A 26257-nucleotide genomic window follows, 5' to 3' on the forward strand; every position below is an offset into this window, starting at 1 on the left:
ATAAAATTATGGCTTTAGAATCACTTTTACTGTGCCATCAAGATCGGCTTCATCGATATAGCCAACTCCATTAGGGTCTGCAGCAATCGCCGCTTTCATCGCCGCTGCGCCGCTGACCGATGCTGGCGGGTTGCCTTTACCGGTAAACACTTGCTTAGACCAGAAGGCTTTAAGTTGGGAATCAGACTTTCCCGTTACGCTAGAATGGAAGGCGCTGCGAGTCGCATTGCCTTCTTCAAGTTCGTAGGGTACCGATGACGAGCTGCCTTTGCCTAAAAAGAGCTTTTTGGCATCGGCGGCAGAAATCGAATCCGCGCCGCCCGTGTTACCAATCAATACCACAGCAGCATTGGCAGACAGGGCGCAACTTAAACTGAGCGCTAAAATAGAGAGTAACTTGTTCATCTTATCGCTCCTTAATTAAAATACAGCGTCGAATTTAACGGTATAGACTAAAGTGTCATCATACATAAACGCGCCAGTGAGCGGGTTAAATGTTGCTGAGTTTCCACTTAGACCACCACTTGTGTCACCAAATTCATTAGCGTAGGTTAAGTCGAATTTAACCGCTAGGTTATCCAGTGCATCCCAACGTAAACCTAAGCTATAGGCAGTACGCTCTTGGTTAAAGACGATTTTTTGCAATGCAGTTTGCGCCGAAACGGGCATACGCTCGTCATTATCTTGGCTTTCTATGTATGCCACCGTCACATAAGGGGTGAAGGCTTTTATTCTATAACCTAAGGTGATGTAGCCAGAATCACTATCTGGGAAAGCACCTTCAGTTTCAACGCGGGTCCATTCAAACACGGCGAGCATTTCGCCGTTGTCATAACTGGCGCCGACACCGACGAATTCGCCTCTGGCATCATCTAGGGTCATTAACACACTTTCAACCGTCATAAAGGTGGGCGGTGAACTTGGTGGCACAGCGATAGGCACTTGACTGGTGCGGGTGATGTCACCATCTAGCACAGCCGTGGCGTATACGCCGCGTAATGTCCACACTTCATCGGTCCAACTCAGGTTGGCACCCATCAGGTTAGATAAGTTAACGTTAGTGTTTTTAACGTCAGATTCGCCGCCAAACGCTTGCATAGATAAGGTCGACTCATCGTATTCGACATCATAAGAGATGCCAGCACCTGTGTAAGATGAAAATGGAATATTACCGTAAACTTCTTCAGGTGGACGAGCGAAGGGTTGTGCATAGCCCACGTCTAAGTAATCAGAATACATGAACAAAGGCACACGCAGCTTACCACCACGTAGTTGCACACCATTGTCAAACTTATGGGACAAGTAAGCCCATTCGGCTTCCACTTCCCAATCGTATTCGCCGCGCATCATAAGTTGCAACACGGCTTGGGTGTTATCGCTGATGCTGAACGTACCTTGGAAACCTAATTTGCTGTCTTGACTTAAATTGGTGCTGTTATCGCTGCCGTTGTAACCGGCATCATTATCAGCACTGATATAAGCACCACTAACAAAGCCATTGAACTGAAATTTATCAGTGAGACTGGCGGTTTGCTGTTTTTGCAATGCCTTTACTTGCTGCTCTAGCTGGGCAATTTTTTGCTCAGTGGTTTGTTCAGCCATTAGCGTTGTGGGTGCTAGGGCACAAGCTACAGCTAAAGAAAGGGTCTTTAACATTAACTTCATTTTATCGCTCCTGTTCATCATCATTCGCCGTTTAGGCTTATTTTATTGCATCAAAGAACCAAGGTAGTTTAGTTGAAGAAATCTAAACTTTAAATTGATCTGTGATTAATTGTAGACGTTTACTAATATTTTGAATGTCAAAGCTAATTCCGCCCATTTCCTGGGTGGTATTCTTCACTTTATGGGCATTACTCTCAATCTCGGCAATGTATTGTTGAATGAGCTCAGAGGTGTTGTGTTGCTCCTCTGTGGCTGCGGCAATTTGTTCATTGACTTGATTAATAGCACTGACCTTCAAGGTGATCCCTGTGAGGGCATCCCCGGCTAAAGCGGTCGATTTTACCCCGTCATTTGCCGTAATTATGCCCCGTTGCATGGCTTCAACTGCTTCTTTAGAGGTTGAGCGCAACTCTTGCAACACTTGTTGAATTTCCTGAGTCGAGGCTTGGGTGCGGGATGCGAGCGTACGCACTTCATCGGCGACGACCGCAAAGCCTCGACCTTGTTCACCGGCACGAGCCGCTTCAATGGCCGCATTTAATGCCAACAGGTTGGTTTGGTCGGCAATGCCGCGAATGGTATCGAGAATATCGTTAACATTACTGGTAAAGGCATCCAGCTGATTGACAACGACCGCTGTGGTTTTCACTTCCTGAGATAACTTCTCAATGGTATTGACTGCGGAAGCAACAATGGCTTGGCCAGCCTTGGCATCGTTATTGGCTTGTTCAGCTTCTGCTGCACCATTGGCGGCAAATTCTGCCACGTGGCCAACACTGATAAACATCTCACGCATGGCATGTGAGATTTGTTCTATGGCCGCATTTTGTTCCGCCACAGTCTGCTCACTGTTATTGCTGCTACTTAAGAGTGACTTGGAGACTAGGCTTAAGCTCTCAGTGGTGGACTTGGTCTCGGCAATCGAGGCTTGTAACTTAGACACGAATTGATTGAACCAATGCACTAGTACGGCAATTTCATCTTTACCTTCGTAATGGATCCTAGCGCGAAGATCGCCTTCACCTTCAGAGATGTTACGCAGTGAATCAGTGACATTATTTAAGGTTAAAATGATAGAGGAATTGACCAGTAAACCCGCCACGATCAGTATCAGTGATGCTGTTAACCCTATGATTAACATAGATGTTCCTGCACTTTCTGAATTGGCTAAGGTATTTTCAATGCTGGCTTTAAATTGTTCAGAAAATAATTGTTTTTTCTGCTTAAATTTAATCACTAACTGATTATAACGTTCGGCATTATCTGCCGCTTGGCGCTTCACTTTATCAAAATCGACATCATCTTTTAAAAATTCCGCCACTAAAATTTTTGCATTCTGATGATAAATTGATAATTGCGATTTAATTTGAACGATTTCTTGACTATGCTCAGGGGTCAATTCAACGACTTTGTTAAGGTTGCTGTTGATATTAATCACTATGGCATCTACGGTATCCAAGGAATCTTCTTCGCCTGTGGTGACTGCCGTTTGAATATGTTGATCCAGTTGTAATAGCAAGCCCTCGTTTTGAGTGGCCAATTCTAATACTGGATAGAGTTGAGTTTGAAGTCCATTTAAGCGTTCAGCATTTTGTTGCACACTTTGTTTGTTAATAAAAAGTGATATAACGAACGAAGTGATAGCAACAAGAGTGAGTAAAGCAATTCTATGCTTTATTTTTAAACTGGTTAACTTCATATGTGTTCTTAATATGTAAATAGAAAACAGGCTCGAATTTTACCATATAAAAATGTTTATGCGAAATTGCTTATGGATGAAAAGTCCCACTTTTCACAAAAATATTTAGCTATATGTTAGTTCTACTTTAAAATCATGCGTAAACAGTTGCTTACTGGTGTTTATGATTGAGTTTTTAGCCAGTGGTTATAGGTGTTTTTGTGAAGTGATTTATTATTAATCAGCTACTTGATACTCGTTCTCATTAATAGAAAAGCCAAGGGTTTTATTATTGGCCTCAAATAATCCATGTTTCAAGCATGGGTTTTGTGGTCCTGCATCGTGTGAGTAAATTTAAAACTAACTCATGCTGATATTAAAGTTTCAAAACTCATGAGCGACTCACAATCGACATGAAAATAAATCATTCAGTTCAGTATCAGTTCAATTAGCACAGTGTTAATTGAACTAATTTGTAATGAAATTGATAGCCGTTGGTGTTTATTTGATTTTTTGTTGCTTCTTTTTATTTATAAACTCGATTAATTGGCCGTATGATTTACCTTCACAGTTTAAGCCCCAGCAGTAATGAATCTAATTGCTCTGCAGTGGCGTGCAATTCATCACAGCCAGAGACAGTGTGATTGGCTGACTGCTCTACATTGTGAGATTGGTTGCGGATTTCCATTAAGTTGCCAGCAATTTCATTGGCAACCGAGGACTGCTCGTCCGCCGAGGTGGCAATAAGCACACTCATTTCGAATACTTTGCCACTGTGGTGGGCTATGGTGGCTAAGTCTTGGCCGGTTTTCAGTACGTGCTTTTTACCTTCCTCGGCTTGCTCTACCGTGCGCGACATCACCTGAGTCAGGCTTCGGGTACCTGATTGCAGAGCTTCAATCATGCTTTTAATTTCAACGGTTGCCGCTTGGGTGCGTCCAGCCAAGGTACGCACTTCATCGGCAACGACGGCAAAGCCTCGCCCTTGCTCACCCGCTCGGGCCGCTTCAATGGCAGCGTTTAAGGCCAGCAGGTTAGTTTGCTCTGAAATCGAATTAATCGTCGTAACCACAGCATCAATTTTACTGGCATTCTCGTTTAACACGTTCACCGCATCTGAGGCTTGGCCTATCTCTTTAGACAAGAGATCGATGGCACCCACGGTCGTTTCTATGTCTTTTGAGCCGGCGGCCACTTGCTGATTGGCTTCCTGGGTTTCAGTGGAGGATTGCTCTGCGTTGCGGGCGACTTCTTTCACGGCGGCTGTCATTTGTTCCATGGCGGTGGCTAAAGAATCAAGATGCTGCCTTTGATTTACGGCCATGGACTGCCCTTGCTGCGCCGTGCTTCTAAAAGATTGCACCACCTGTCTAATTTGTTCAGTGGCTTGGGAAATTTGTTTAACCAGCTTGTGCTGCCTGTCCACTAAGGTATCTATGCTGATGGCAAGAATACTGAACTCATCTTTCACTTCAAAAAAATTAAGTCGACTAACAAGGTCGCCATCGGCTGCCCGCTTAAGTGCCATCACTGTCGTGTATAGGGCACCGCCAACAAAGCTTGAAATGTAATAACTAAACATAGCCAATATGATTAGCAAGGCCGTCATGGCCCCATAAGCGAGCAGATTATTGTCCGTGCTGGTTAATTGGCTTAAGGGCAGGCGACTCACAGTGACTAAGCCTTGTTCACTCACTGAACTTACTATAAAAGCGGTATCACGGCTTATGTCTGTGCCGCCATTTTTCTGTGCGAGGGATTGAAGCTTAGTGTCTAATTGATTGAGGTGACTCACTTGGGTTTGTGCTGCAACTTGCAGGTTAAGCTTTTGGCGCGCGTCTTCAGTGACTCCAGCCTGTTGCTGACTCACGAGGGTGTTAATGTGTTCAACAAACTGGCTTTGTTGTTCAAGGCTATGTTTGAGAGATTGTGCTTGGTGTTGGCTATTGAGTAACAGGGTGAGCCCTATGATCATCAACATGGGCACTACGGCAAGAATGGCAAATTTGGTCTTAAGTGTCATATGAATAAGATATTGATCTATCCATCTAAACTTGACTTCTTTCATTGGAAAACCCTCAGTGTTACTTGCCTATTGAGATTCCCTGGCGATTATTATGCTTATTTCAATCTGTCCTGGGGAGTATATCGGGTTGAATATAGCTAACTTTAGCGACAATGCTGGCAAAGGTGACTCGTTTGCCGATTTATTGTTCGATACTCAATGGATTTGACATAAGATAATGGCATTCGGCGTAGCCAGAATATTTATGGTTTCATATTTTGCTAAAGCAACAAGGTGATTTATGAATCACCTCGTGGGTATAACCTTGATAAATACCGCCATTTCACCGATAAAAACCACAATTAAGCCTAGTATATTTTCTCTTGCTAACGTAAAATTTGTCTCTTTTATTTTAACCTAAGCGTTGATAGTCAAGCACCTCTGACCCATTCAACGCCTCCGTCGTCAGCCTTAGGTTTGACGCCTAATCGCAGATAAATGCGAAAATGCAGTGGATGATAACATGCAGCAGTTAACCGAGATCGTAGCGCAAGCTTTAGCAGAAGTTGCTAACGCCAGTGATCTAAAGGCATTGGATGATATCCGTGTCGATTACCTAGGCAAGAAAGGTAAGATCACTGACATGATGAAAATGATGGGAAGCCTAAGTGCAGAAGAAAAACCTGCCTTCGGTCAAGCCGTCAACCAAGCCAAACAGGCCGTGCAACAGACCTTATCAGAGCGTATCGATGGTCTAAAAGCGAGTGAGTTAGAGGCAAAATTGATTGCCGAAAAAATCGATGTCACTCTGCCGGGCCGTACCCTTGAACTTGGCGGTTTGCATCCTGTGACTCGCACCATAGAACGCATTGAGACCTTCTTTGGTGAATTAGGCTTCGTGGTTAAGCAAGGGCCAGAAATCGAAGATGATTTTCATAATTTCGATGCCTTGAATATTTCTGAGCATCACCCAGCGCGCGCCGATCATGACACCTTCTATTTCAATCCTAAGGTGATGCTGCGTACGCAAACCTCAGGGGTACAAATTCGTACCATGGAACACGAGAAACCGCCATTGCGGATTATTTCTCCAGGCCGTGTTTACCGTAACGATTATGACCAAACTCATACGCCTATGTTCCATCAGGTTGAAGGCTTAATGGTGGCTGAGAATGTTAATTTTGCCGAGCTTAAAGGCATATTGCATGATTTTTTACGTAATTTCTTCGAAGAAGACTTACAAGTGCGCTTCCGTCCTTCTTACTTCCCGTTTACTGAGCCTTCGGCTGAAGTGGATGTGATGGGTAAAAATGGCAAATGGCTTGAAGTGCTAGGCTGCGGCATGGTGCACCCAAATGTGCTACGCAGCGTGGGCATAGATCCTGAGAAATATTCTGGTTTTGCTTTTGGTATGGGCGTTGAGCGTTTAACCATGTTGCGTTATGGCGTCAATGACTTACGTGCCTTCTTCGAAAACGATTTACGTTTTCTTAAGCAATTCAAATAACGGAGCAATAATCAGATGAAATTTAGTGAATCTTGGCTTCGTGAGTGGGTCAATCCTGCAATAAGCCGTGACGAATTATCACACCAAATTACCATGGCTGGCCTCGAAGTCGATGGCGTCGATCCCGTCGCTGCAGCATTCAGCGGCGTTATCATAGGTGAAGTGGTTGAATGTGGTCAGCACCCTGATGCGGACAAACTTCAAGTTACCAAAATCAATGTTGGCAGTGATGAGCTTATCGACATAGTGTGTGGTGCACCTAATTGCCGTTTAGGCCTTAAAGTGGCCGTTGCCATGGTGGGCGCGGTATTGCCTGGCGATTTTAAAATCAAAAAAGCCAAGCTACGCGGTCAGCCGTCTATGGGCATGTTGTGTTCATTTACAGAGCTTGGCATCGACATCGAAAGCGATGGCATTATTGAATTACCCCAAGATGCGCCACTTGGCGTCAGCGTGCGTGAATTCTTAGATCTTGATGATGCCATCATAGATGTAGATTTAACCGCTAACCGCGCCGATTGCTTAGGCATGGTGGGCCTTGCCCGTGAAGTGGGTGTGTTAAATCGTCAAAGCGTGACCGCCCCAAGCTGGGAAGCGGTGAGCGCCAGCATAGATGCGCCGTTTAGCATTGAAGTGAAAACCCCTGAGCTTTGCCCGCGTTATTTAGGCCGTGTGGTCAAAAATATCAATGTAGCAGCGCCAACGCCTAGCTGGATGCAAGAGAAATTGCGTCGCAGTGGTATACGCTCAATCGATGCCATCGTCGATATCACCAATTTTGTGTTGATTGAATTTGGTCAACCTATGCATGCCTTCGATTTAAACACCTTAAATGGCGGCATTACAGTGCGTTTAGCCGATGGTGTTGAGAAGCTCAAGCTGTTGGATGGTAACGAAATCACAGTGCCAAATGACACCTTAGTGATTGCCGATGATAACCAAGCTGTTGCTCTGGCGGGCGTATTTGGCGGTGAAGCCACAGGGGTGAGCGACACCACCCAAGACATCTTGTTAGAGTGTGCCTTCTTCTCACCCCTTGCCATCATGGGTAAATCTCGCCGCTTAGGCTTACACACAGACGCGTCACACAGGTTTGAACGTGGCGTCGACCCAGAGCTTCAACACAAGGTGATGGACAGGGCGACTCGTCTGGTATTAGACATTTGTGGCGGTGAAGCCGGTCAAGTGATTGAAGCGGTATCTGCTGAATATTTGCCTAAGCCTGCACAGCTGACGTTACGTCGCAGTAAGCTTGATAACACCTTAGGGCATCATATTCCTGATACCGATGTGGTGGAGATTTTAGAACGCTTAGGCTTTAGTGTCAGTGCCAATGGTGACACTTGGCGCGTGACAACCGCGACTTATCGTTTCGATATGGCTATCGAAGAAGATTTAATCGAAGAAGTCGCCCGCATTTACGGTTATGACAATATCCCCAATATTGCACCACAAGCCGCACTTAAGATGTCTGATCATAAAGAAGCTGACATCGATCTTAAGCGCGTACGCAGCTTGTTAGTGGCCCGTGGTTTCCAAGAAGCGGTGACTTACAGCTTTGTTGATCCCAAAATGCAAAATTTAGTGCACCCAGGCCTTGAGGCTATGGTGTTGCCTAACCCAATTTCCATTGAAATGTCGGCAATGCGTTTGTCTATGTTCACCGGTCTTTTGGGCGCCGTGGGTTATAACCAGAGCCGTCAACAGGGCAGAGTGCGTTTATTTGAGACGGGTTTGCGTTTTATTCCTGATGCTACTGCAGAAGCGGGTGTTAGGCAGCAAGCCATGATTGGCGCTGTGATCTCTGGGGTTCAAAACGACGAACATTGGTCGATGGAATCCAAGACAGTTGATTTTTTTGACTTAAAAGGTGATTTAGAGGCCATGATTGGCTTGACAGTTGCCGCTTCTGAATTTAGTTTTAAAGGAGCAACGCATTCTGCTATGCATCCTGGGCAATGTGCTGAAATATTAAGAAATAATCGAGTTATCGGCTATATTGGTGCTATACATCCAAGTTTAGAAAAGCCTTTTGGCTTAAACGGTAAAACCTTTGTTTTTGAGCTCGAATTAGACGCATTATTACAGTCTAATTTGCCGCTAGCCCAGACTGTATCTAAGTTTCCTGCAAATCGTCGTGACATAGCTGTCGTAGTCGATGAGAGCATAGCAGCAAGCGATGTGATGAATTTGATAAGAAAAGTTGGCGAAAATCAGTTGGTTGGCTTAAACTTATTCGATGTATACACAGGTAAAGGTGTTGAACTTGGCAAGAAGAGCCTAGCGATAGCACTTACACTACAAGACACTACTCGTACACTTGAAGAAAAAGACATTACTGAAACAGTTGATTCAGTAGTTTCTGCACTTAAGACCGAGTTCAACGCATTGTTGAGGGATTAAAGTATGGCACTTACCAAAGCCGAAATGGCAGAACATCTTTTTGAAACATTAGGCTTAAACAAGCGCGTTGCCAAAGAGATGGTTGAGTCGTTCTTCGAAGAGATTCGTGAAGCGCTCGAAAGTGGTGAGCAGGTCAAGTTATCTGGCTTTGGCAACTTTGACCTTAGGGACAAGAATCAGAGACCGGGAAGGAACCCAAAAACAGGTGAAGATATTCCGATTTCAGCACGCCGAGTGGTAACATTCCGTCCCGGTCAGAAGCTGAAGGCTAGAGTGGAAGCTGCAAACTCTGGCAAGAAATAATTTCGCAGGTTCGCTCAGTTCATCCATTGAATTGAGTCGGCAAAAAGCCACTCTTTAAGAGTGGCTTTTTGTTGTTTAATACAAATTGGTTACTGTCTACCATCCATGTAGACTTATCCCCCTAATCCCCTTGTTGAGGTTCACTTTTGTCACGACAAGCAAAACATTTTGATACTCGTTTTACGTTATCGCTATTGCATCCCAAGCACTGGCCAACCTGGTTGGTGATAGGGCTATTATTTATTTTTGGTATCATGCCCGCTTGGCTCAGAGACCCTATCGCCAGAAGCTTAGCTAAGCTGGTTATGCGGGTAGCGAAGAAGCCACTCGCCGTGGCAAAAATCAATATCAGCCAATGCTTCCCTCACATGACTGAGGAGGAAGTCAATGCGCTCATTAAACTCAATGTGGATAATTTCGCTATCACCATACTCTCTCAGGCGGAGTTATTGTTTCGCGGTGATAAACATTTACGTCGCCGGGTTAAACTGCATGGCTTTGAACACGTTAAGCAGGCGAGGGAAGGCAAGCAGCCCATCATCTTCATCATGCCTCATGTGTGGCCCCTTGAATATGCCGGCCTTAGGCTTAACCATGAGATCCCCATGGTGACAATGGCCAAAGCCCACAGAAACCCCTTGTTTAACTGGTTTAGCAATAGATTACGCAGCACTCAAGAGGGCAGAGTTTATATGCGCGAAGCCGGTATTCGTGCCCTCTTATCTGAACTTAAACAAGACAACAGTTTCTTTTATTTGCCCGATGAAGACTTAGGGCCAGAGCAAAGTGTGTTCGCGCCATTCCTTGGCACCACTAAGGCGACCTTGCCTGTGGTGGGCCGCTTAGCCACCGCGGGCAATGCCCAAGTGCTGCCGGTGAAGATTGGTTACGATCAACAGGCGCGCCACTTTAATTTAACCGTGATGCCCGCTATTGACCCTGAAACCATGAAGGGCAAAGATAACGAAGCACTGGCCTTAAACCAGGTGGTAGAGCAAGTTATCCTCGCTTACCCTGAGCAATATATGTGGTTCTTAAAACTGCTGAAGACTCGTCCACAAGGTGAGCCGGCATTGTACTGATTTACTGTTGCAGTAAAAATGACAGTTGTCAGTTGATAATAACAATAGCAATAACAACAAAGATAACAAGGATAAACAATGAGCTTAGATTCGATATTAGAAGCATTGGCTTTTGTGGTGTACACCTATGACGGCCGCCCAATTACCTTACTACAAATCCTGCAGGTGCCTTTTTATATCTTAATGGCCTGGTTTATCGTGGGTCACATAGGCAAGTTAATCAAGCGAGGACTGCGGGCTCGTAATGTCAGTGCTGATGCTATCCACTTCTTTTCTCGGGTCTACTTAGTGCTGACTATAGCTATACTTGTGGTCACCAGCATGGAGATTTTAAATATCCCCTTAACGGCCTTTGCCTTCGTGTCCGGTGCTATCGCCATTGGTGTGGGTTTTGGTGCCCAGAACATTATTAATAACTTTATCAGTGGTTGGATCTTGATGTGGGAGCGCCCCATACGCATTGGCGACTTTCTTGAAGTGGGTGATGCTCGCGGCGTGGTGGAAAGCATCAACACCCGTTCAACCTTAATTCGCCGCAATGATGGCGTGCACATGCTGGTGCCGAATAGTCAGTTACTGGAAAATACCGTCACCAACTGGACCTTAATCGATCAAAATGCCCGCTCATTTGTGCGTGTCGGTGTGGCTTATGGCTCAGATGCACTTCAGGTTCGTGAATTAATCTTTCAAGTGCTTAACGAGCGTGATGACATTTTAGAAATTCCGCCAGCCTCGGTATTTTTTGAAGATTTTGGTGATAACGCGCTGATTTTCGATGCGGTGTTTTGGGTTAGCGCAGTATCAGAAACTGATATCCGTCGCCGTCGCAGTGAAATACGTTTTCGCATGTATGAACTGTTTAATGAAAACAATATCTCCATAGCCTTCCCGCAGCGCGATGTGCATTTAGACGGTAACTTAACCATTACCAATGCAAGCCAAGCGACAGGGAACAATCAAACAGCCCCTCAACAAGCGGCTCAGCCTAAAGCGGATTTATGATAGTCAGTGTTATTGTTAGTGCTAGTATCAGCGTGAATATGAACGCAAATGTGCTGCTATCAGGTCGGCATAGTGGTGGTAACCGTTATGCGTAAAACCGATAAAAAATTAGAGGCGCAGCTTATTGACGCCCTGACACTAGTGTGTGAGCAGGCTAAGACTCAATACCCAGGGTTTAGCTGGCTCACGCATAAGGTTAATTTCCAGCGTTTCCCAGACAGTTTGAGTCTAGTGTGCGTGTTTGATACGAATCAAGAGTTACGCGCCTTCAACGCGGACTCTCACGCTACCGCTGGGCTACAGGCTTTAGTGAAGCAGCAACTTGTGAGCGTAGGCATTAAACCCAATAAAGCCGTACCCCTGGTGTTTGACACAGAGGAAAACTGTCAGCACCAAGATAACGGCAGTTGGAGCAGAAGGCTTGAACGTCGTTGAAAATCAGCCTTTGTTAACTCGACATTGCCCAAATTTGACCATGGGTGCCACCTGTGAGTGAGGTGTTAGTCCAAGGCTTAATGCGGGTATATTGAAGGCCTCTGAGCGCTTGACTCACCCGGTGCAGAATTATGAACACCCTCGTTTGACACTATGCAATCTACTTTCGAGGTTACCTCTGGCCCTGATGGATATGTGCTTCTACTTTCCTTATCATCCTTACGGCTTTTTTAGAGTCTATGCCGAAAAAGTTTTAAGCAGTTCAGGATTGAATCTGAATGAAATTTAAACACTCATGTGGTTGCCCTGGTTGTTTAATAATATCAACCTATATTGTTTATTGATTAGTCTTGCATCAAAGACAAATTTAATGGCAGTTTTTAACTAACGTTTCCAAGTTTTCCCAATAATCACTAAATGCATTTCGATCTGTTTTGTATGAACCAATTGCTGAAGAACGAATACTTTCATAAGGTGATTTTTTTGCTAAAAAGAAATTATAATCATCAATATTGTTTACTTGGTAATTATTCAAATCGAGTCTCTTGAAATCTATCTCATCACCGTATCTTGCTGATTTTCTTGACTCAAGGACTCTGCCTGAATCACCAATTACATCGGTAGCATAGTTATAAATAACTTTTAACTTGCAATCACCATACTTAACACTTTCCCAAACCTTACGTTCTTTTATAACAACTCTACAATATCCATCCTCCCAAAGAACCTCTCTCTTTTTATAATGTTCACAGTCGATCTCTTTGCCATCAGCAGACGAACTTGATGAACTATAAATTCCATATCCAAAAACAGTATCATTTAAAGTTCCCCCAACATTTGTTAGTTCTAAAATAGATTGAGCTGCATGATTGATTTTTATACTTTTAACGGCGCCAGCACCATTAACTTCAGTAGAGTCATACACGCCTTTATCTAGGTATGCGCCATTGTAAATATCACTCGATGAAACACGAGCTTCACCAGTAATAATGGATGCACCATTAATAACTGTTCGACCTTTAATGACAGCACTTCCGCATACTTTAGAGTCTTGTGAAATAAATGTACTTTCGATGACATAGGCTCCTGGACCAACGCACCCACCATCCCTTGGGTTTCTATCACGATCATTTACCCATATATAACCTTTTTCACCTTCGCAATCACATGATGCAGCAAATCCAAATGACAAAGAAGTTTTAAAAATACTAATTAAAACAACCGAGGAAAGAATATTTTTAAAATTTTTCACAACTAAAGCTACCTTTTTAATAAGATGGAATTGATTAAACAAGTTCAACTCGGGATAAAAACTGAACTAATCGCCCTCTTTAGTGATCAGTTCTTTCGACTAAGAAGGAACCAATCACGCAGAGGGCTTATGGATAATTTAGTGGATGTATTTTGTGATGTCGATGATTTTTGTGCTGTATTTATGCCTCAATGAAGATGAATCTGGCCAGCCATTATAAAATAATAACATAATGCACTTTCGATATGCGCTCAAGAAGGATTAAGGAGCTTCACTGCTAGAAGATCAATATGAGATGAATTTGAAGGAGCTAATTGATTAAATGCACTGATTTCATTAAGAAATAGTGATTTCAAGCCGAAATGTGCCAACCCATTGGATTGTTAGGGTGACTGGGAATGAATTGTTATTAAAAGAAGTTTAAGATTAACCCGCTTTTAAGTGCTGACAACAACTCGAGAAGTGTCGTCGGCGTTTTTCTAGATGTTCACAATAGTTTGTGAGTTCTTGTAGTGTGCCCACAGGGCCATGAAATAGCGCCCCGCTTGTCGTCGCGAATAATGCGTCCGGTATCATTAACCAGTTCAAGATAATCTTTCAATGCAAACGCGATACCTTTGGGCTGATGTTGACGTTCATTACCAATGTTTAAATTGCCAGCCATTGTTAAACGGAACTGGCAGTTTTTGTTAATATTCTGAACAATATGCTCATATAAACGCGTTTAATCTAAGTCAGTGGTGTCAGTTAAGTTTTTGCGGCTAAAACCCGCGTGGTTTGATGATATGAGCTGAATAAATCTAACACTCAAGCATGACAGCTCGTCCATCGAAGGATGATGAAGTATTTTGTGTGCAGTTAGTGACATAACAATGCAAAGTGCTTAACTTGCTGCTATATACTGGCAAGCGTGGCAGTAATGCCGCCTTCGTTTTTCAAGGTGTTCACAATATGTGGTGAGTTCTTGCAATGTGCCTACTGGGCCTTTGAATAACTTGCCAAATTCATTGATGATTTTAAGCCAGTTATCAGCAGGAATATTGAGTCGATTCAAGATGCTGTGACTGTTAGGGCTGATACTGCCTCTTTTATCATTTCGGATTGTTTTTCCCGTATCTTCAACCAATTGCAGATAGTCTTTCAGATGAAATGTGAGCCCTTTTGGCATGTCTTTACGCTCATTGCCCACAAAAGGCAGCAGTGCTTTGGGTTGAGTGCCATTTAAGGCGGCCGTGATCCTGCGTTTAATGCTGGTAAAGTCTGAGGTTTCAGGGGTTTTGGCTATCTTTGAGCGGATGGGATTGAGGTCAACATACACCATGCAGGCAAGTACAGCGGCTTCATCGAGTAACGCTTGAGATTTAAACCGCCCTTCCCAGAAACGCCCTGTGCATTCATCTTCTTCATTGGCTCTGCGGGCGATAGGCTCATTTAAGGCTCGCATAAACCAGGAAATATCGCTTAAACGGCTGCGATACAGGGCAATGGTGTGGGTAAGCTCTAGCACTTCATAATCTTCAAGGGTTTCACCCTTGGCAAATTTTTTAGTAATATCAGTGCCTTTAAACAGCAGATGCCACTGGTTTATCACTTCAATACCTGTCCAGCGATTGGCTTGATAAATGTCGATACTCAGCACCACATGCAAATGGTTGCTCATCACGGCATAAGCCGCAACGTCGATGGCAAATACTTCTGTCAATTTAAGCAATTGAGCTTCAACCCAACCCCGTCTGTGGTCATAGTTTTTGCCAGAGAATTTATCATCGCCGCAGAGATAGGCTCTTCTGACTACGCGGCTGCAACAATGGTACATGGGAGTATCTTCTACACTCACCTGACTTCTTCTAGGGCGCGGCATAAGCTCACCTTCGTTAATGTCTGTCCAGAGTGTAAGAGTAGTTCAAAAGCTAGTAAGCTTCCATGAAGGTGGATGGCACCATTAATCCCTTTTAGGAGATGAAGCTAAATCATATTAGGGCAAAAAAGTGTCTGAATTTAATCCTTCTGCACATACGGAAATATGCATGTTGTAGATCTATATGGCAACTCTGATACTAATGGAGGGGGGACAAAATGGCTCGAGTCTATCTCTTGAATGAGGCAGCAGGGATGCTGCGCCCGAGCCCACAGGGATGTGTTGACGGCGTCACTCGGGACGTTAGTCCAATGGCCGAGTTCACCTTTCTATTTACAGGTATATTTATCCCAGCATTTTAAACGAACAGAGGGTTAAAAGTGAGTTGTGGCATTTTTGAGAACGACGCTATGTAATAGCAAATCTTTGAGCCCTTTCACGCTCCTTTTTTAACAAATGGGAAAGGGCTCATGTTTATCTGACCTATGCCTTGGTTTTTAAGTGCCTTTGCATTAAATTTTTGGTGACAAGCTCCATGGATAGATTTTGATCTTCAAGTAGCACCAATAAGTGATACATGAGATCTGATGCTTCATTCACCAGCTCTTCTTTGTCGTGTGTCGCGGCGGCAAGGGCGGTTTCTAAGCCTTCTTCACCGACTTTTTGCGCAATTCGTTTAGTGCCAGCCTTAAACAAGGATGCGGTATAGCTTGAGTCGGCATCTTGGCCTTTACGGGAGATAATCAAATGAGTGAGATTATCCATAAACGTATGGGCGTTGCCATCAAGCCAGCAACTTATCGTGCCCTTGTGGCAGGTTGGGCCATTAGGAATAACTTGCACCAGTAAGCTGTCGCTATCACAGTCTTTGTCGATAGCTATGAGTTCAAGGGTATTACCTGAGGTTTCACCTTTGGTCCACAGCCGCTGTTTTGAGCGGCTAAAAAAGGTCACTTGTTTAGTGGCTAAGGTTTTCTCGAGCGCCGCTTTATCCATGTAACCTAGCATCAATACTTTGCCAGTTAAGTGGTGCTGTACTATTGCAGGTATTAGACCCGAAGTCGCACCTTGTTGCTTGTTCCAGTCCACGCTTGTGCTATCAAATGTTATGTCTGTCATGGTTGCTCTCTTAGGGTGAAGCATAATTAGGGTAGTAGCTTATAAACGGATCGCGATGTTATTGGCGTGCAGGTATTGCTTGAGCTCACCAATATCAATAATGCCTTTATGAAACACACTGGCGGCAAGGGCTGCATCGACCTTGGCTTGTTCGAACACATCTTTAAAGTGCGCCATGGTGCCTGCACCGCCTGAGGCAATGAGCGGGACATCGCAAATGGATCGCACCATACTGAGCTGTTTGATATCATAGCCACCGCGTACACCATCTTGATTCATGACGTTTAATACTATCTCGCCGCAACCGCGTTTTTGCACTTCTTCGACCCAATCTTGGGTATACCATTGGGTGTCCTTGGTGGCAGCTTCATCACCAGTGAACTGCTTCACTTTATAGCTATTGGAGGCAGCATCAAAAAAGGAGTCAATGCCAATCACTATGCACTGACGGCCAAATTCATCTTGTAGGCGCGATATTAAATCGGGGTCCGTCAATGCTGGCGAGTTAATGGAAATTTTATCGGCGCCAAAGGCGAGCTTTTCCCGTGCTTGCGCTAGGGTTTTAATCCCGCCCGCAACACAGAAGGGGATATCAATTTGCTCTGCAACCCGGCTCACCCAAGATTTATCGATAACCTTGCCATGGGCACTGGCACTGATGTCGTAAAACACAAGTTCATCGGCGCCTTCAATGGCATAACGGGCGGCTAGAGGCACTATGTCGCCGACAATTGCGTGATTGCGAAACTGCACCCCTTTAACGACTTTGCCATCTTTTACGTCAAGACAGGGGACTATGCGTTTGGCCAGCATTGTATTGCCTCCTCTACTGTAAATTGATTAATGAGCAGGGCTTTACCGATAATGATCCCAGCGGCTTTACTGTCCTTTACCGCGCTTACATCATCAAGGGTTGCAATGCCCCCTGAGGCTTGCCACAGAATAGTTGGGTAAGCGGCTGCAAGTTCGGTGTAGAGCGCGGTATTGGCGCCCGTTAAGGTGCCATCACGGCTAATGTCAGTCACTAACGCATGTTTTAGGGCTGTTTGTTTACTGCCTGGGCGTTCAAACTCGGCCACCAAGGATTCAAGTGTTTTACCGCCTGCGGACTGCCAACCCGATACCGCGACAATTTTTTCGCCGTTCGCGTTAATGTTGACGTCAAGGGCTAAACATATTGCATCACTGCCGTATTTGTTAAGCCAGCTTTTCACAAGCTCAGGCTCTTTAACGGCTAAAGAGCCGATCACCACCCGCTTAACGCCAATGGCTAATAATTCGGTAACTTGCTGTTCACTTCGAATACCGCCGCCCACTTGAATGTCCACATCAAGGCCTGCGACTAGCTCACTTATCAACTTAATTTGACGCTGGTTTGGATCTTTAGCGCCGGTTAAGTCGACAATGTGCAGCAGTTTTGCCCCTTGGTCTTGGTAAGACTTAAGCTGTGCCAGCGGGCTTAAATCAAAGGTGGTCTGTTTGTCGTAATCACCTTGGTATAAACGCACCACTTGGCCGTCAATGAGATCAATGGCTGGAATAATCATTGCGGCGCCTCCACGTTTAACTGCTTGTTTAACTGCATGTTTAACCCCGTTTTAAGCCCCAGAAGTAAAAAGTTCTGCAAAATTTGAGCGCCCACTTTGGCGCTTTTTTCTGGGTGGAATTGCACCCCAAAAAAGTTGTCCTTGCCTATGGCGGCGCTAAAGGCTTCGCCATAGGTGCTGGAGGCAATAGTGTATTCGCTGATGGGCGCGCGGTAGCTGTGGACAAAATACACATAGCTGCCATTGTCTATGCCGATAAACAATGGATGACGCTTTTCTGTGTCAGGCAGGGTTATTTGATTCCAGCCCATGTGCGGCAGGGGCAGGCCTTTGCTGTCTAAGTCGCCAATCTCAGTGGGCACTAGTCCTAAACAGGCAATACTCTTATCGCTGCGATTGCCATGTTCATTAGACAAGGATGCCAGCATTTGCATGCCAAGGCACACCCCCAACACGGGCTGAGTTAAGCTTTTAATCAGCTCAATCAAGTTCTTTTGCTTAAGTTTATCCATAGCAGCCCCGGCGGTACCCACCCCTGGCAGCACCACTCTGGCCGCATCTTTGATCACATCCACATCAGCGCTGACAACCACATTGGCATTCAGGCGCTCAAAGGCAAACCGCACTGAGGTTAAATTGGCGCAGCCTGTGTCGATAATCACGGTAATATCATTGGCATCGCCTGAAACGCTTGAAGTATTCGAAACTTGTGTCATAGGGACTCCTTACAGCACACCTTTGCTTGATGGCAATCTATCACCTTCCACTTTCACTGCTTGGCGAAGGGTACGGCCTAAGACTTTAAACAGGGCTTCAACCTTGTGGTGATCGTTGTCACCCGTGGAGCCAATGTGCAGTGTGCAGCGCAGGCCATCGGCGAAGGAGCGAAAAAAGTGCGGCACCATTTCTATAGCCATTTCACCGACCATTTCACGCTCGAACTGCGCATTAAATTTAATGAAAGGGCGGCCTGAAATGTCCATCAAACATTCGCCGCTGGCTTCATCCATGGGCAAGCTAAAACCAAAACGTGCGATACCGCGCTTGTCCCCTAATGCCTTTCGAATGGCATCACCAATGGCAAGGGCCGTGTCTTCTACGCTGTGGTGATCATCAATTTCTAAATCACCAGCGACGTGCACGTCCATTTTAAAATTACCGTGGGTTTGAATTTGATCTAGCATGTGGTCAAAAAAGCCAATGCCAGTGTCAATCTTGCCTTTGCTTTGGCTGTCTAAGTCTATGGTGACCTTGATGTCGGTTTCTTTGGTGGTGCGCACCACGGTCGCCACCCGGCCTTTACTTAATACCGCGTTAGTAATCGTGTCCCAATTCAGGGTTTGACGGTCATATTTAAAACTTTTGATGCCCATGGCATTAGCAAGCTCAACGTCGGTCTCGCGATCGCCAATGACCGCTGAAGTGGTAAAATCCACTTTACCTTGAGTTAAATAATCTTTGACTAAGCCAAGCTTGGGTTTACGGCAACTGCAGTTATCTTCATTAAAGTGCGGGCAAATCACCACATCATCAAACACCACACCTTGGCTTGCAAAAATTTGCATCATCATGTTGTGAGGCGCATCAAAGTCTGCCTTAGGGAAGGATGAGGTGCCCAAACCGTCTTGATTGCTGACCATGACTAAGCGAAATCCGGCTTTTTGCAATTTGAGCAGTGCAGGGATGACCTGTGGTTCAAACACGAGTTTTTCTAAACTGTCTAACTGTTTATCTATGGCGGGCTCTTCTACTAAGGTGCCATCTCTGTCGATAAATAAAATATTCTGTTTCATGCTAGTGACCTTAAACAATAGGGCGATGATTAGTTTTGTCTTTCTGGTTAGTTTTCTGAGCGTTTTAGTTCACTTTAGTGAAGAGCGAGATAATCACATCGGTATCTGCAGCCGATGTGAAGCTAAAGCGTATCGCATCCCTAAGGCGTGGATCTTTATAGGCCCTAGCAACAATGCCTGCATCTCTTAGCATAGTGGCGACATTGGGCACATCGTCAAATTGAGCCAACACATAGTTGCCCTTGGCGGGGAGCACCTTGGCCCCATAGGCGCTTAGCGCATCGCTTAAGCGCTTACCTTGCTCCATTAGACTAGCAACTTGAGTGCGCATTGTGTCTATGCCAGTTGGACTTAAGGCTGATATTGCAAGCTCAGATACTGGCAATGGCACAGGGTAGGGCGCGATGACCCGCATCACTAAATCAATCACTTCATCATTGGCCAGTAAAAAACCGCAGCGTGCACCGGCTAAAGCAAAGGCTTTAGATAAAGTGCGCAGCACCACAAGATTAGGGTAGGAATCCAATAAATCCGCCACGCTGTATTCAGGGCAAAACTCGATATAAGCTTCATCAACAACCACTATGGATTCGGGCGTGGCTTGGATGGCTTGCTCGATGTCAGCTTTTGCAATCACAGTGCCGGTTGGGTTATTGGGATTACAAATAAACACAATTTTGGCCTTGCCGACTGTTGCTTGCTGGATAAGGGTTGGCCACAGATCTGGTAACTGATAATCATACGTTAAGTTAAGTGCGATCACGCCGACGTTAAAGGTGGCTGCACTGATGGCATACATGCCATAAGTGGGGCCAAAGCAAGCGATGCTGTCTTTTCCTGGCACACAAAAGGTTCGAATGAGTAATTCAATGGCTTCGTCGGCGCCGCGGCTCGCGATAATCTGGCTTGGTTTAACGCCAGAGTAGCGGCTGTAGGCATTGATGAGCTCAGCTGGCTGACATTCTGGATAACGGTTCACCTTGTCTAAGTCACTATTATTAAAGGGGGACTCATTGGCATTGATCCAAATGTCCCCTTGGCCGCCAATGCGTCTCGCACTTTGGTAGGGGGTTAAGCTTAATAGCTCTTGTCTTGCAAGGGCGCGTGGATTAAAGCGTGTCATAGCATCTACCCTCAGTGGCTAAATAATCTAATCGCAGGGCAATGGCATTTTTATGGGCATCTAACAGCTCATTTTCAGCCAGCACCATCACCGTTTTGCCTAGCGTTTGCAAACCTTGGGGGCTAAGCTCTTGCACGGTAAAGCGGCGACTAAAGTCAGCCAGTGACAAACTTGAAACCGAGCGGCTATAACCATAAGTCGGCAACACATGGTTAGTGCCGCTGGCATAATCCCCAACAGATTCAGGGGTGTAAGCGCCTAAAAATACCGAGCCTGCGCCGCGAATTTGCTTTAATACCTCACGGGGCTTAGCCGTTTGAATAATCAAATGCTCTGGGCCATAGCGATTTGACACTATGGCGGCCTGTTTCATATCGCTGACAATGATGCTGCGACTGCATTCAAGGGCTTTTGCGGCGATATCTTTACGGCTCAACTGCGCTAGTTGCTCCATTAATGCCAGATTCACTTGCTCAGCCAGTAACTGCGAATCTGTCACTAGCATGACTTGTGAGTCAACGCCGTGCTCGGCTTGAGATAATAAGTCCGCCGCCACAAATCTAGGATTGGCAGCTTTATCGGCAATCACTAGCACTTCAGATGGCCCAGCTGGCATATCAATGGACACACTGATGCGGCTATCTTGGGACACTAAGCGTTTCGCTTCAGTCACATAGCGATTCCCTGGGCCAAAAATTTTATCCACATTGGGGATAGATTCTGTGCCAAAGGCTAATGCGGCAATGGCCTGTGCGCCGCCCACCTGGAAAATATCCGTAATGCCGCACACATTAGCGGCATAGATAATGGCATCATTTATGGGGGGCGGGCTCATGAGTATGCGCTTTTCACAGCCGGCAATTTTTGCAGGCAGCGCGAGCATCATCACGGTTGAAATCAGCGGCGCAGTGCCGCCAGGAATATACAAACCCACACGTTCAATGGGCTCACTTCTAAGCTCACAGCGAATGCCCGCTTGGGTTTCTATATCAACCCCTTGAAACACCTGCGCCCGGTGAAAGCTTTCAATATTGCTCACAGCTTGGGCTACCGCTTGTTTGACATCTAAGCTCACACGATTGCAGGCGGCAGTGATTTGCTCAGCCGTCAATGCAAGCTCCGTTAGCTCAACACCATCGAAACGCTTGTTAAAGCGTAATAAAGCCGCATCGCCTTGATTGCAGATCTCTTCAATAATATCCCGCACGCTTTGCAAGGCACTTAAGTCACCAATTAAGGGGGAACGCGTTAAGGTTTGTTGCTGCTTCTGGGGTGTTAAAGCGCCCCAATTAAGAATTTGCATCTGCCTACCCCATCATTTTTTCAATTGGCATCACCAGAATGGAGCTTGCACCTAGGGCCGTTAATTGCTCCATAGTGTCCCAGAATAAATCTTCAGTGCTGACAGCGTGAATAGCCACACGATTGGTATCATCATTTAATGGCAATACTGTGGGATTTTCTGCACCGGGTAGCAGGGCGATGATTTGTTCTAAGGTTTCAGTTGGGGCGTGCAATAAGATGTATTTACTTTCACGGGCGCGGATAACGCCGTTGGCGCGGGAAAGAATTTTATTGATTAGCACCTGTTTTTCCGCTGTTTGCGCTTCATTAGACTGAATAATGCAAGCGGTTGAGCGGTAGATAACCTCGGTTTCATACAGGCCGTTGGCTTCTAAGGTTGCGCCAGTTGATACTAAATCGCAGATGGCATCAGAAAGCCCTGCACGAGGCGCCACTTCCACCGAGCCTTTAAGCATACAATCGCTGTAACTTATGCCTTTTTCAGCCATAAAACGGCGCAATAAATTCGGGTAAGAGGTGGCAATGCGAAGGCCGCTAAGGGAGCTGACATCTTGATAGTCAAATTCATTGGGCACGGCTAAAGACAGGCGGCATGAACCAAAATCAAGTTCGCGCAACTTGATGAAGGTCGATGGCTTATTGAGGGTTTGACGCTCAATTTGTTCTTCTTCCAGTACGTTCTCACCAATGATCCCAAGGTCAACCACGCCGTCCATCACAAGCCCAGGAATATCATCGTCACGCACCCGAAGTAGGTCGATGGGCATGTTATCTGCGTGGGCGATTAAGCGCTGCTCGTTAACGGTGAATTTCACCCCACAGCTTTTAAGTAATTGCTGGGATTCTTTCGATAAACGGCCCGATTTCTGGATGGCGATACGTAAACGTTGAGTGTTTGGCATAGTGTTGTCCTTCAAGTAAATTATTTATAAGTTGTTGCTTATGAATCGTGCTAAATCATTTATTTGAGGGGCTTTATAGGCTACTTGTGATGTTAATTTTTACACTAGATAGCAAAAAACCCCTGAAATTCCTTCCAGGGGTTTTGTGTTATATAAATATATCACCGCCAGAAGGATACAGTCCTTCGGCAGTAAGCATCCGAAGGCTACCGCATATGGTGATGATGGTGCATGCTAGTCTTCAGTATGTTCATTGGATGCTCGCTTTGGCTATTTATTAATTATTTAAATTCGTTGTTTCATGGTCTGCGTTTAACAGGCAGTTCCATAACTGAGCTAAGACACTAACCCGATTTTTTTTTGAATGCAATAGCCAATGACGAGCTTTTTATCATTCAAGTGTTAACTTGAATGATTTTCACTTTCCCATGACGACTAGTCGCATTCTAGCCGCATTAAGGCGAAATGAGCAAAGCGGTTGGCAGTTTCAAACTAAGTTAAGCATAATAGCGCCAATATTGTTTATTGGTAGTTATCTTGGCTTCACATCTTTTATCACAAGTGTCAGCGGTAATGGGGCCAAATGGCGCCTTGTCTCGCCACGTGCTTAAATACCGCAGTCGTCAGATCCAAATCGATATGGCGCTGGCTGTGTGTGAGGCGATAGAGCACAAGCAAAACTTGGTGGTAGAAGCGGGCACTGGGGTGGGTAAAACCTTTGCTTATCTTATTCCAGCGCTCCTGAGTGGCAAGCAAGTGCTGCTAAGCACTGGCAGTAAAAACCTTCAAGATCAGCTGTTTTACAAAGACTTACCCGCGTTACTTACCATGCTTAAATTGCACCCTAAGCTTGCTTTACTTAAAGGCCGCAGCAATTATTTGTGTCAACTTCGGCTCGGGCAAGCCATGGAATATGCCAGCCGAAATAGTGAGCAGGCGCTGGATCATTTACTGAAAATTTCCCAGTGGGCCAGCGTGACCAAGGACGGTGATATCGGCAATTTAACCACAGTGCCAGAGCACAGTAATGTGATTGAAACCGTAGTGAGCACAAAAGAAAGCTGCACTGGCAGTCACTGTGGCCATTATGAAGCCTGCTTTACCCGCAAAGCACGCCTCAGAGCCATGGAAGCCAAGGTTATTGTGGTTAATCATCATTTATTTTTTGCCGATAAACTGCTTAAAGACACCGGCTTTGCCGAGATTTTGCCCGATGCAGATATCGTGATATTCGATGAGGCCCATCAACTGCCGGATATCAGCATTCGCTATTTTGGCCAACAGTTTTCAACTAAACAGATTACCAGTTTGCTGGCTCATGTGATGGACATTCAGCGCCAAGAGCTAGGGGACACGATTCAAATCAGTGAGTGTTGCCAGCAAGCGGGGCTTGCCCTCAGCCAATGGCTCGATGCCCTTAATCAATCTCAACTAACAGATTGGCGTAACGCATTAAAAGATAAAGGTTTATCTCAGCTATCATGGGCATTGTTGGCGGCGTTAACTCAAATAAGTCAACTGCTTTTACATCATCTAGGGCGAAGTGAAGCGCTTGATCTTGCCGTTGAGCGCTTACAAGCGCTCACGCCTAAGCTTGCTGCCTTTTTTGAATGTAATGACGTGCAAGCGGCCTACAGCGTGGCACTCAATCGTGGCGGGGCTATGTTAAGTATTTCACCCATAGATGTGGCTAAACAATGCCAGAGTTTATTTGCAACCGATACACGATGGATTTTCACCTCGGCGACCCTGCAGATGGAGCGCTCCTTAGGGCACTTTTGCAAGCAAATTGGTCAGGCTAAGGCGAGGCAACTCATCATGGATAGCCCGTTCGATTACCCGAAACAGGCGCTTTTTTGCGTGCCGCGGCATTTAGCTAAATCTGCCCAAGGGTCGCAAACAGCCAAGCAACTGGTGGATATTTGCGTGCCTGCCATTAATGCCGCCAAAGGGCGTACCTTTGTGCTATTTACCAGTCATCAGATGTTAGAGCAGGTGGCATTATTGCTTAGAACAAGAGTGAATTACCCCTTATTGGTGCAGGGCCAAGGTAGCAAGCAGCACTTATTGGATAAATTTAAACTCTTAGGCAATGCGGTATTACTGGGTACTCAGAGCTTTTGGGAAGGGGTGGATGTGCGCGGCAGAAATTTAAGTTGCGTCATCATAGATAAATTGCCCTTTGTGCAGCCCGATGACACCTTGTACCGTGCAAGAGCTGCCAATGCCGAGCGCCAAGGGCATGATCCTTTTAGCCATATTTCATTGCCCCAAGCTGTGATCAGTCTCAAGCAGGGGGTTGGGCGGCTTATTCGCGATGAAAGGGACGCAGGGGTGCTCATCTTGTGTGACAATCGCATCGTAAATCGTGCTTATGGGCAAGCTTTTGTGCTGTCTTTACCGCCAATGAGCCGGACTCGGGATTTAGATAAGGCGCTGCACTTCTTAAAACAGATCCCATAAGTTATCATTAGCGCCATTATTGGTTTTTTAGATTTGGTTTTTCATGACAATACAACTCACTTCAAGCATTCTGGCCTTAGACACTTGCACCGAATCTTGCTCTGCTGCATTAAGTTATCAGGGCCAAGTGTTTTCTCGCATCGCCGATGCCCCTAGGGAGCACAGCCAGCGTTTACTGCCCATGATAGATGAAGTGTTGAAAGAGGCGGGAGTAAGCTTAGCTTCTTTAGACGCCATCGCTTACGGCCGCGGTCCTGGCAGCTTTACCGGCATTCGCATTTGTACCAGCATGACCCAAGGCTTGGCCTTAGGACAAGACTTGCCTGTGATTGGTATTTCCACACTGGCAGCCATGGCGCAAATGGCCATCAGCGAACACGGGGCTAAGCAGGTGTTGTGCGCCATCGATGCACGCATGAATGAAGTCTATTGGGCGCAGTTTGTGGATGCCAATGGGGTTGCCACCTTAGTGGGCCATGAGCAGGTAAGCTCTCCTGAATTGATTGAGTTGACCATGGATAACAATCACGTGACTCAGGCCTGCGGCACTGGGTTCGATGCCTATCCCCAGTTACTTAACTTAGGAAATCTACAGCGCTTAATGGCAGTGAATTTCCCCGATGCGCGCGGCATGTTGACCTTAGCTCAAGTGGGTATCACTGCAGGGCAGACAACAAGTGTGGATGATTTAGCTCCCGTTTACTTAAGGGACACTGTAACTTGGAAAAAATTGCCTGGGCGTGAATAAATGTGCGTGTTTTAGGCATATTTTACTGCTATATTTTCTAAGCTATGGCTATTTTGAGTTATAGCGT

General features: G+C 45.6%; 22 protein-coding genes and 1 pseudogene. 8 read left to right on the plus strand and 15 right to left on the minus strand.

The annotated features are described in order from the left end of the window. Nucleotides 1-6: 6 nt before the first annotated feature. From SDEN_RS08345 to SDEN_RS08360, 4 genes are all read right to left on the minus strand, one after another. On the minus strand, nucleotides 7-405 hold the full coding sequence (locus tag SDEN_RS08345) for a hypothetical protein (RefSeq protein ID WP_011496040.1): 399 nt from the start codon (nucleotides 403-405) through the stop codon (nucleotides 7-9). A 15-nt stretch (nucleotides 406-420) separates the two neighbouring features. Further along, on the minus strand, nucleotides 421-1665 hold the full coding sequence (locus tag SDEN_RS08350; protein WP_011496041.1) for a hypothetical protein: 1245 nt from the start codon (nucleotides 1663-1665) through the stop codon (nucleotides 421-423). 82 nt (nucleotides 1666-1747) lie between these two features. After that, nucleotides 1748-3364: a methyl-accepting chemotaxis protein gene (locus SDEN_RS08355; RefSeq protein ID WP_011496042.1), complete on the minus strand. Its 1617-nt coding sequence runs from the start codon at nucleotides 3362-3364 to the stop codon at nucleotides 1748-1750. A 544-nt stretch (nucleotides 3365-3908) separates the two neighbouring features. Beyond that, nucleotides 3909-5411, minus strand: coding sequence for a methyl-accepting chemotaxis protein (locus tag SDEN_RS08360; RefSeq protein ID WP_011496043.1), 1503 nt, complete (start codon nucleotides 5409-5411; stop codon nucleotides 3909-3911). A gap of 460 nt (nucleotides 5412-5871) precedes the next feature. Between SDEN_RS08360 and pheS the strand changes: the two genes are divergently transcribed. The 6 genes from pheS to SDEN_RS08390 all read left to right on the plus strand — a co-directional run bounded on the left by pheS (nucleotide 5872) and on the right by SDEN_RS08390 (nucleotide 12080). After that, on the plus strand, nucleotides 5872-6855 hold the full coding sequence (pheS, locus tag SDEN_RS08365; protein WP_011496044.1) for a phenylalanine--tRNA ligase subunit alpha: 984 nt from the start codon (nucleotides 5872-5874) through the stop codon (nucleotides 6853-6855). Nucleotides 6856-6870: 15 nt separating this feature from the next. After that, nucleotides 6871-9258, plus strand: a complete 2388-nt coding sequence (pheT, locus tag SDEN_RS08370; RefSeq protein ID WP_011496045.1) for a phenylalanine--tRNA ligase subunit beta — start codon at nucleotides 6871-6873, stop codon at nucleotides 9256-9258. A 3-nt stretch (nucleotides 9259-9261) separates the two neighbouring features. Continuing rightward, on the plus strand, nucleotides 9262-9561 hold the full coding sequence (gene ihfA / locus SDEN_RS08375; protein ID WP_011496046.1) for an integration host factor subunit alpha: 300 nt from the start codon (nucleotides 9262-9264) through the stop codon (nucleotides 9559-9561). A gap of 146 nt (nucleotides 9562-9707) precedes the next feature. After that, nucleotides 9708-10643, plus strand: a complete 936-nt coding sequence (gene lpxM, locus SDEN_RS08380; protein WP_011496047.1) for a lauroyl-Kdo(2)-lipid IV(A) myristoyltransferase — start codon at nucleotides 9708-9710, stop codon at nucleotides 10641-10643. A 78-nt stretch (nucleotides 10644-10721) separates the two neighbouring features. Further along, entirely contained in the window at nucleotides 10722-11645 is a 924-nt protein-coding gene (locus tag SDEN_RS08385; RefSeq protein WP_011496048.1) for a mechanosensitive ion channel family protein, read from the plus strand. A 48-nt stretch (nucleotides 11646-11693) separates the two neighbouring features. After that, complete coding sequence (locus SDEN_RS08390; protein ID WP_011496049.1) at nucleotides 11694-12080, plus strand: hypothetical protein; 387 nt, start codon at nucleotides 11694-11696, stop codon at nucleotides 12078-12080. A 367-nt stretch (nucleotides 12081-12447) separates the two neighbouring features. Here SDEN_RS08390 and SDEN_RS08395 read toward each other — a convergent pair whose 3' ends face one another. From SDEN_RS08395 to hisG, 11 genes and pseudogenes are all read right to left on the minus strand, one after another. Then, on the minus strand, nucleotides 12448-13374 hold the full coding sequence (locus tag SDEN_RS08395) for a hypothetical protein (protein ID WP_041405735.1): 927 nt from the start codon (nucleotides 13372-13374) through the stop codon (nucleotides 12448-12450). Nucleotides 13375-13758: 384 nt separating this feature from the next. Further along, a pseudogene (locus SDEN_RS20215) lies at nucleotides 13759-13978 on the minus strand (transposase); the annotation flags it as partial. 237 nt (nucleotides 13979-14215) lie between these two features. After that, nucleotides 14216-15193, minus strand: a complete 978-nt coding sequence (locus SDEN_RS08400; protein ID WP_011496052.1) for a hypothetical protein — start codon at nucleotides 15191-15193, stop codon at nucleotides 14216-14218. 480 nt (nucleotides 15194-15673) lie between these two features. Beyond that, nucleotides 15674-16309, minus strand: a complete 636-nt coding sequence (hisIE, locus tag SDEN_RS08405) for a bifunctional phosphoribosyl-AMP cyclohydrolase/phosphoribosyl-ATP diphosphatase HisIE (RefSeq protein WP_041405736.1) — start codon at nucleotides 16307-16309, stop codon at nucleotides 15674-15676. Between the two features lie 39 nt (nucleotides 16310-16348). Beyond that, nucleotides 16349-17122 carry an imidazole glycerol phosphate synthase subunit HisF gene (gene hisF, locus SDEN_RS08410; RefSeq protein ID WP_011496054.1) on the minus strand — a complete coding sequence of 258 codons (774 nt, stop codon included), beginning with the start codon at nucleotides 17120-17122 and terminating at the stop codon, nucleotides 16349-16351. Next, complete coding sequence (hisA, locus tag SDEN_RS08415; protein ID WP_011496055.1) at nucleotides 17104-17856, minus strand: 1-(5-phosphoribosyl)-5-[(5-phosphoribosylamino)methylideneamino]imidazole-4-carboxamide isomerase; 753 nt, start codon at nucleotides 17854-17856, stop codon at nucleotides 17104-17106. The genes hisF and hisA overlap by 19 nt, the downstream gene beginning before the upstream one ends. Beyond that, on the minus strand, nucleotides 17853-18572 hold the full coding sequence (gene hisH, locus SDEN_RS08420) for an imidazole glycerol phosphate synthase subunit HisH (protein WP_011496056.1): 720 nt from the start codon (nucleotides 18570-18572) through the stop codon (nucleotides 17853-17855). Before hisH ends, hisA begins: the two co-directional genes overlap by 4 nt. Nucleotides 18573-18581: 9 nt before the next feature. Beyond that, entirely contained in the window at nucleotides 18582-19649 is a 1068-nt protein-coding gene (hisB, locus tag SDEN_RS08425; RefSeq protein ID WP_011496057.1) for a bifunctional histidinol-phosphatase/imidazoleglycerol-phosphate dehydratase HisB, read from the minus strand. Nucleotides 19650-19713: 64 nt separating this feature from the next. Further along, nucleotides 19714-20772, minus strand: coding sequence for a histidinol-phosphate transaminase (gene hisC / locus SDEN_RS08430; RefSeq protein ID WP_011496058.1), 1059 nt, complete (start codon nucleotides 20770-20772; stop codon nucleotides 19714-19716). Beyond that, entirely contained in the window at nucleotides 20759-22075 is a 1317-nt protein-coding gene (hisD, locus tag SDEN_RS08435) for a histidinol dehydrogenase (protein ID WP_011496059.1), read from the minus strand. Before hisD ends, hisC begins: the two co-directional genes overlap by 14 nt. A 4-nt stretch (nucleotides 22076-22079) precedes the next feature. Continuing rightward, nucleotides 22080-22979: an ATP phosphoribosyltransferase gene (hisG, locus tag SDEN_RS08440; protein WP_011496060.1), complete on the minus strand. Its 900-nt coding sequence runs from the start codon at nucleotides 22977-22979 to the stop codon at nucleotides 22080-22082. A 573-nt stretch (nucleotides 22980-23552) separates the two neighbouring features. Between hisG and SDEN_RS08445 the strand changes: the two genes are divergently transcribed. After that, complete coding sequence (locus tag SDEN_RS08445) at nucleotides 23553-25442, plus strand: ATP-dependent DNA helicase (protein ID WP_011496061.1); 1890 nt, start codon at nucleotides 23553-23555, stop codon at nucleotides 25440-25442. Nucleotides 25443-25485: 43 nt separating this feature from the next. Further along, nucleotides 25486-26190 carry a tRNA (adenosine(37)-N6)-threonylcarbamoyltransferase complex dimerization subunit type 1 TsaB gene (tsaB, locus tag SDEN_RS08450; protein ID WP_011496062.1) on the plus strand — a complete coding sequence of 235 codons (705 nt, stop codon included), beginning with the start codon at nucleotides 25486-25488 and terminating at the stop codon, nucleotides 26188-26190. Nucleotides 26191-26257 lie beyond the last annotated feature (67 nt).

The sequence above is a fragment of the Shewanella denitrificans OS217 genome (genome assembly GCF_000013765.1).
Lineage (GTDB): Bacteria > Pseudomonadota > Gammaproteobacteria > Enterobacterales > Shewanellaceae > Shewanella > Shewanella denitrificans.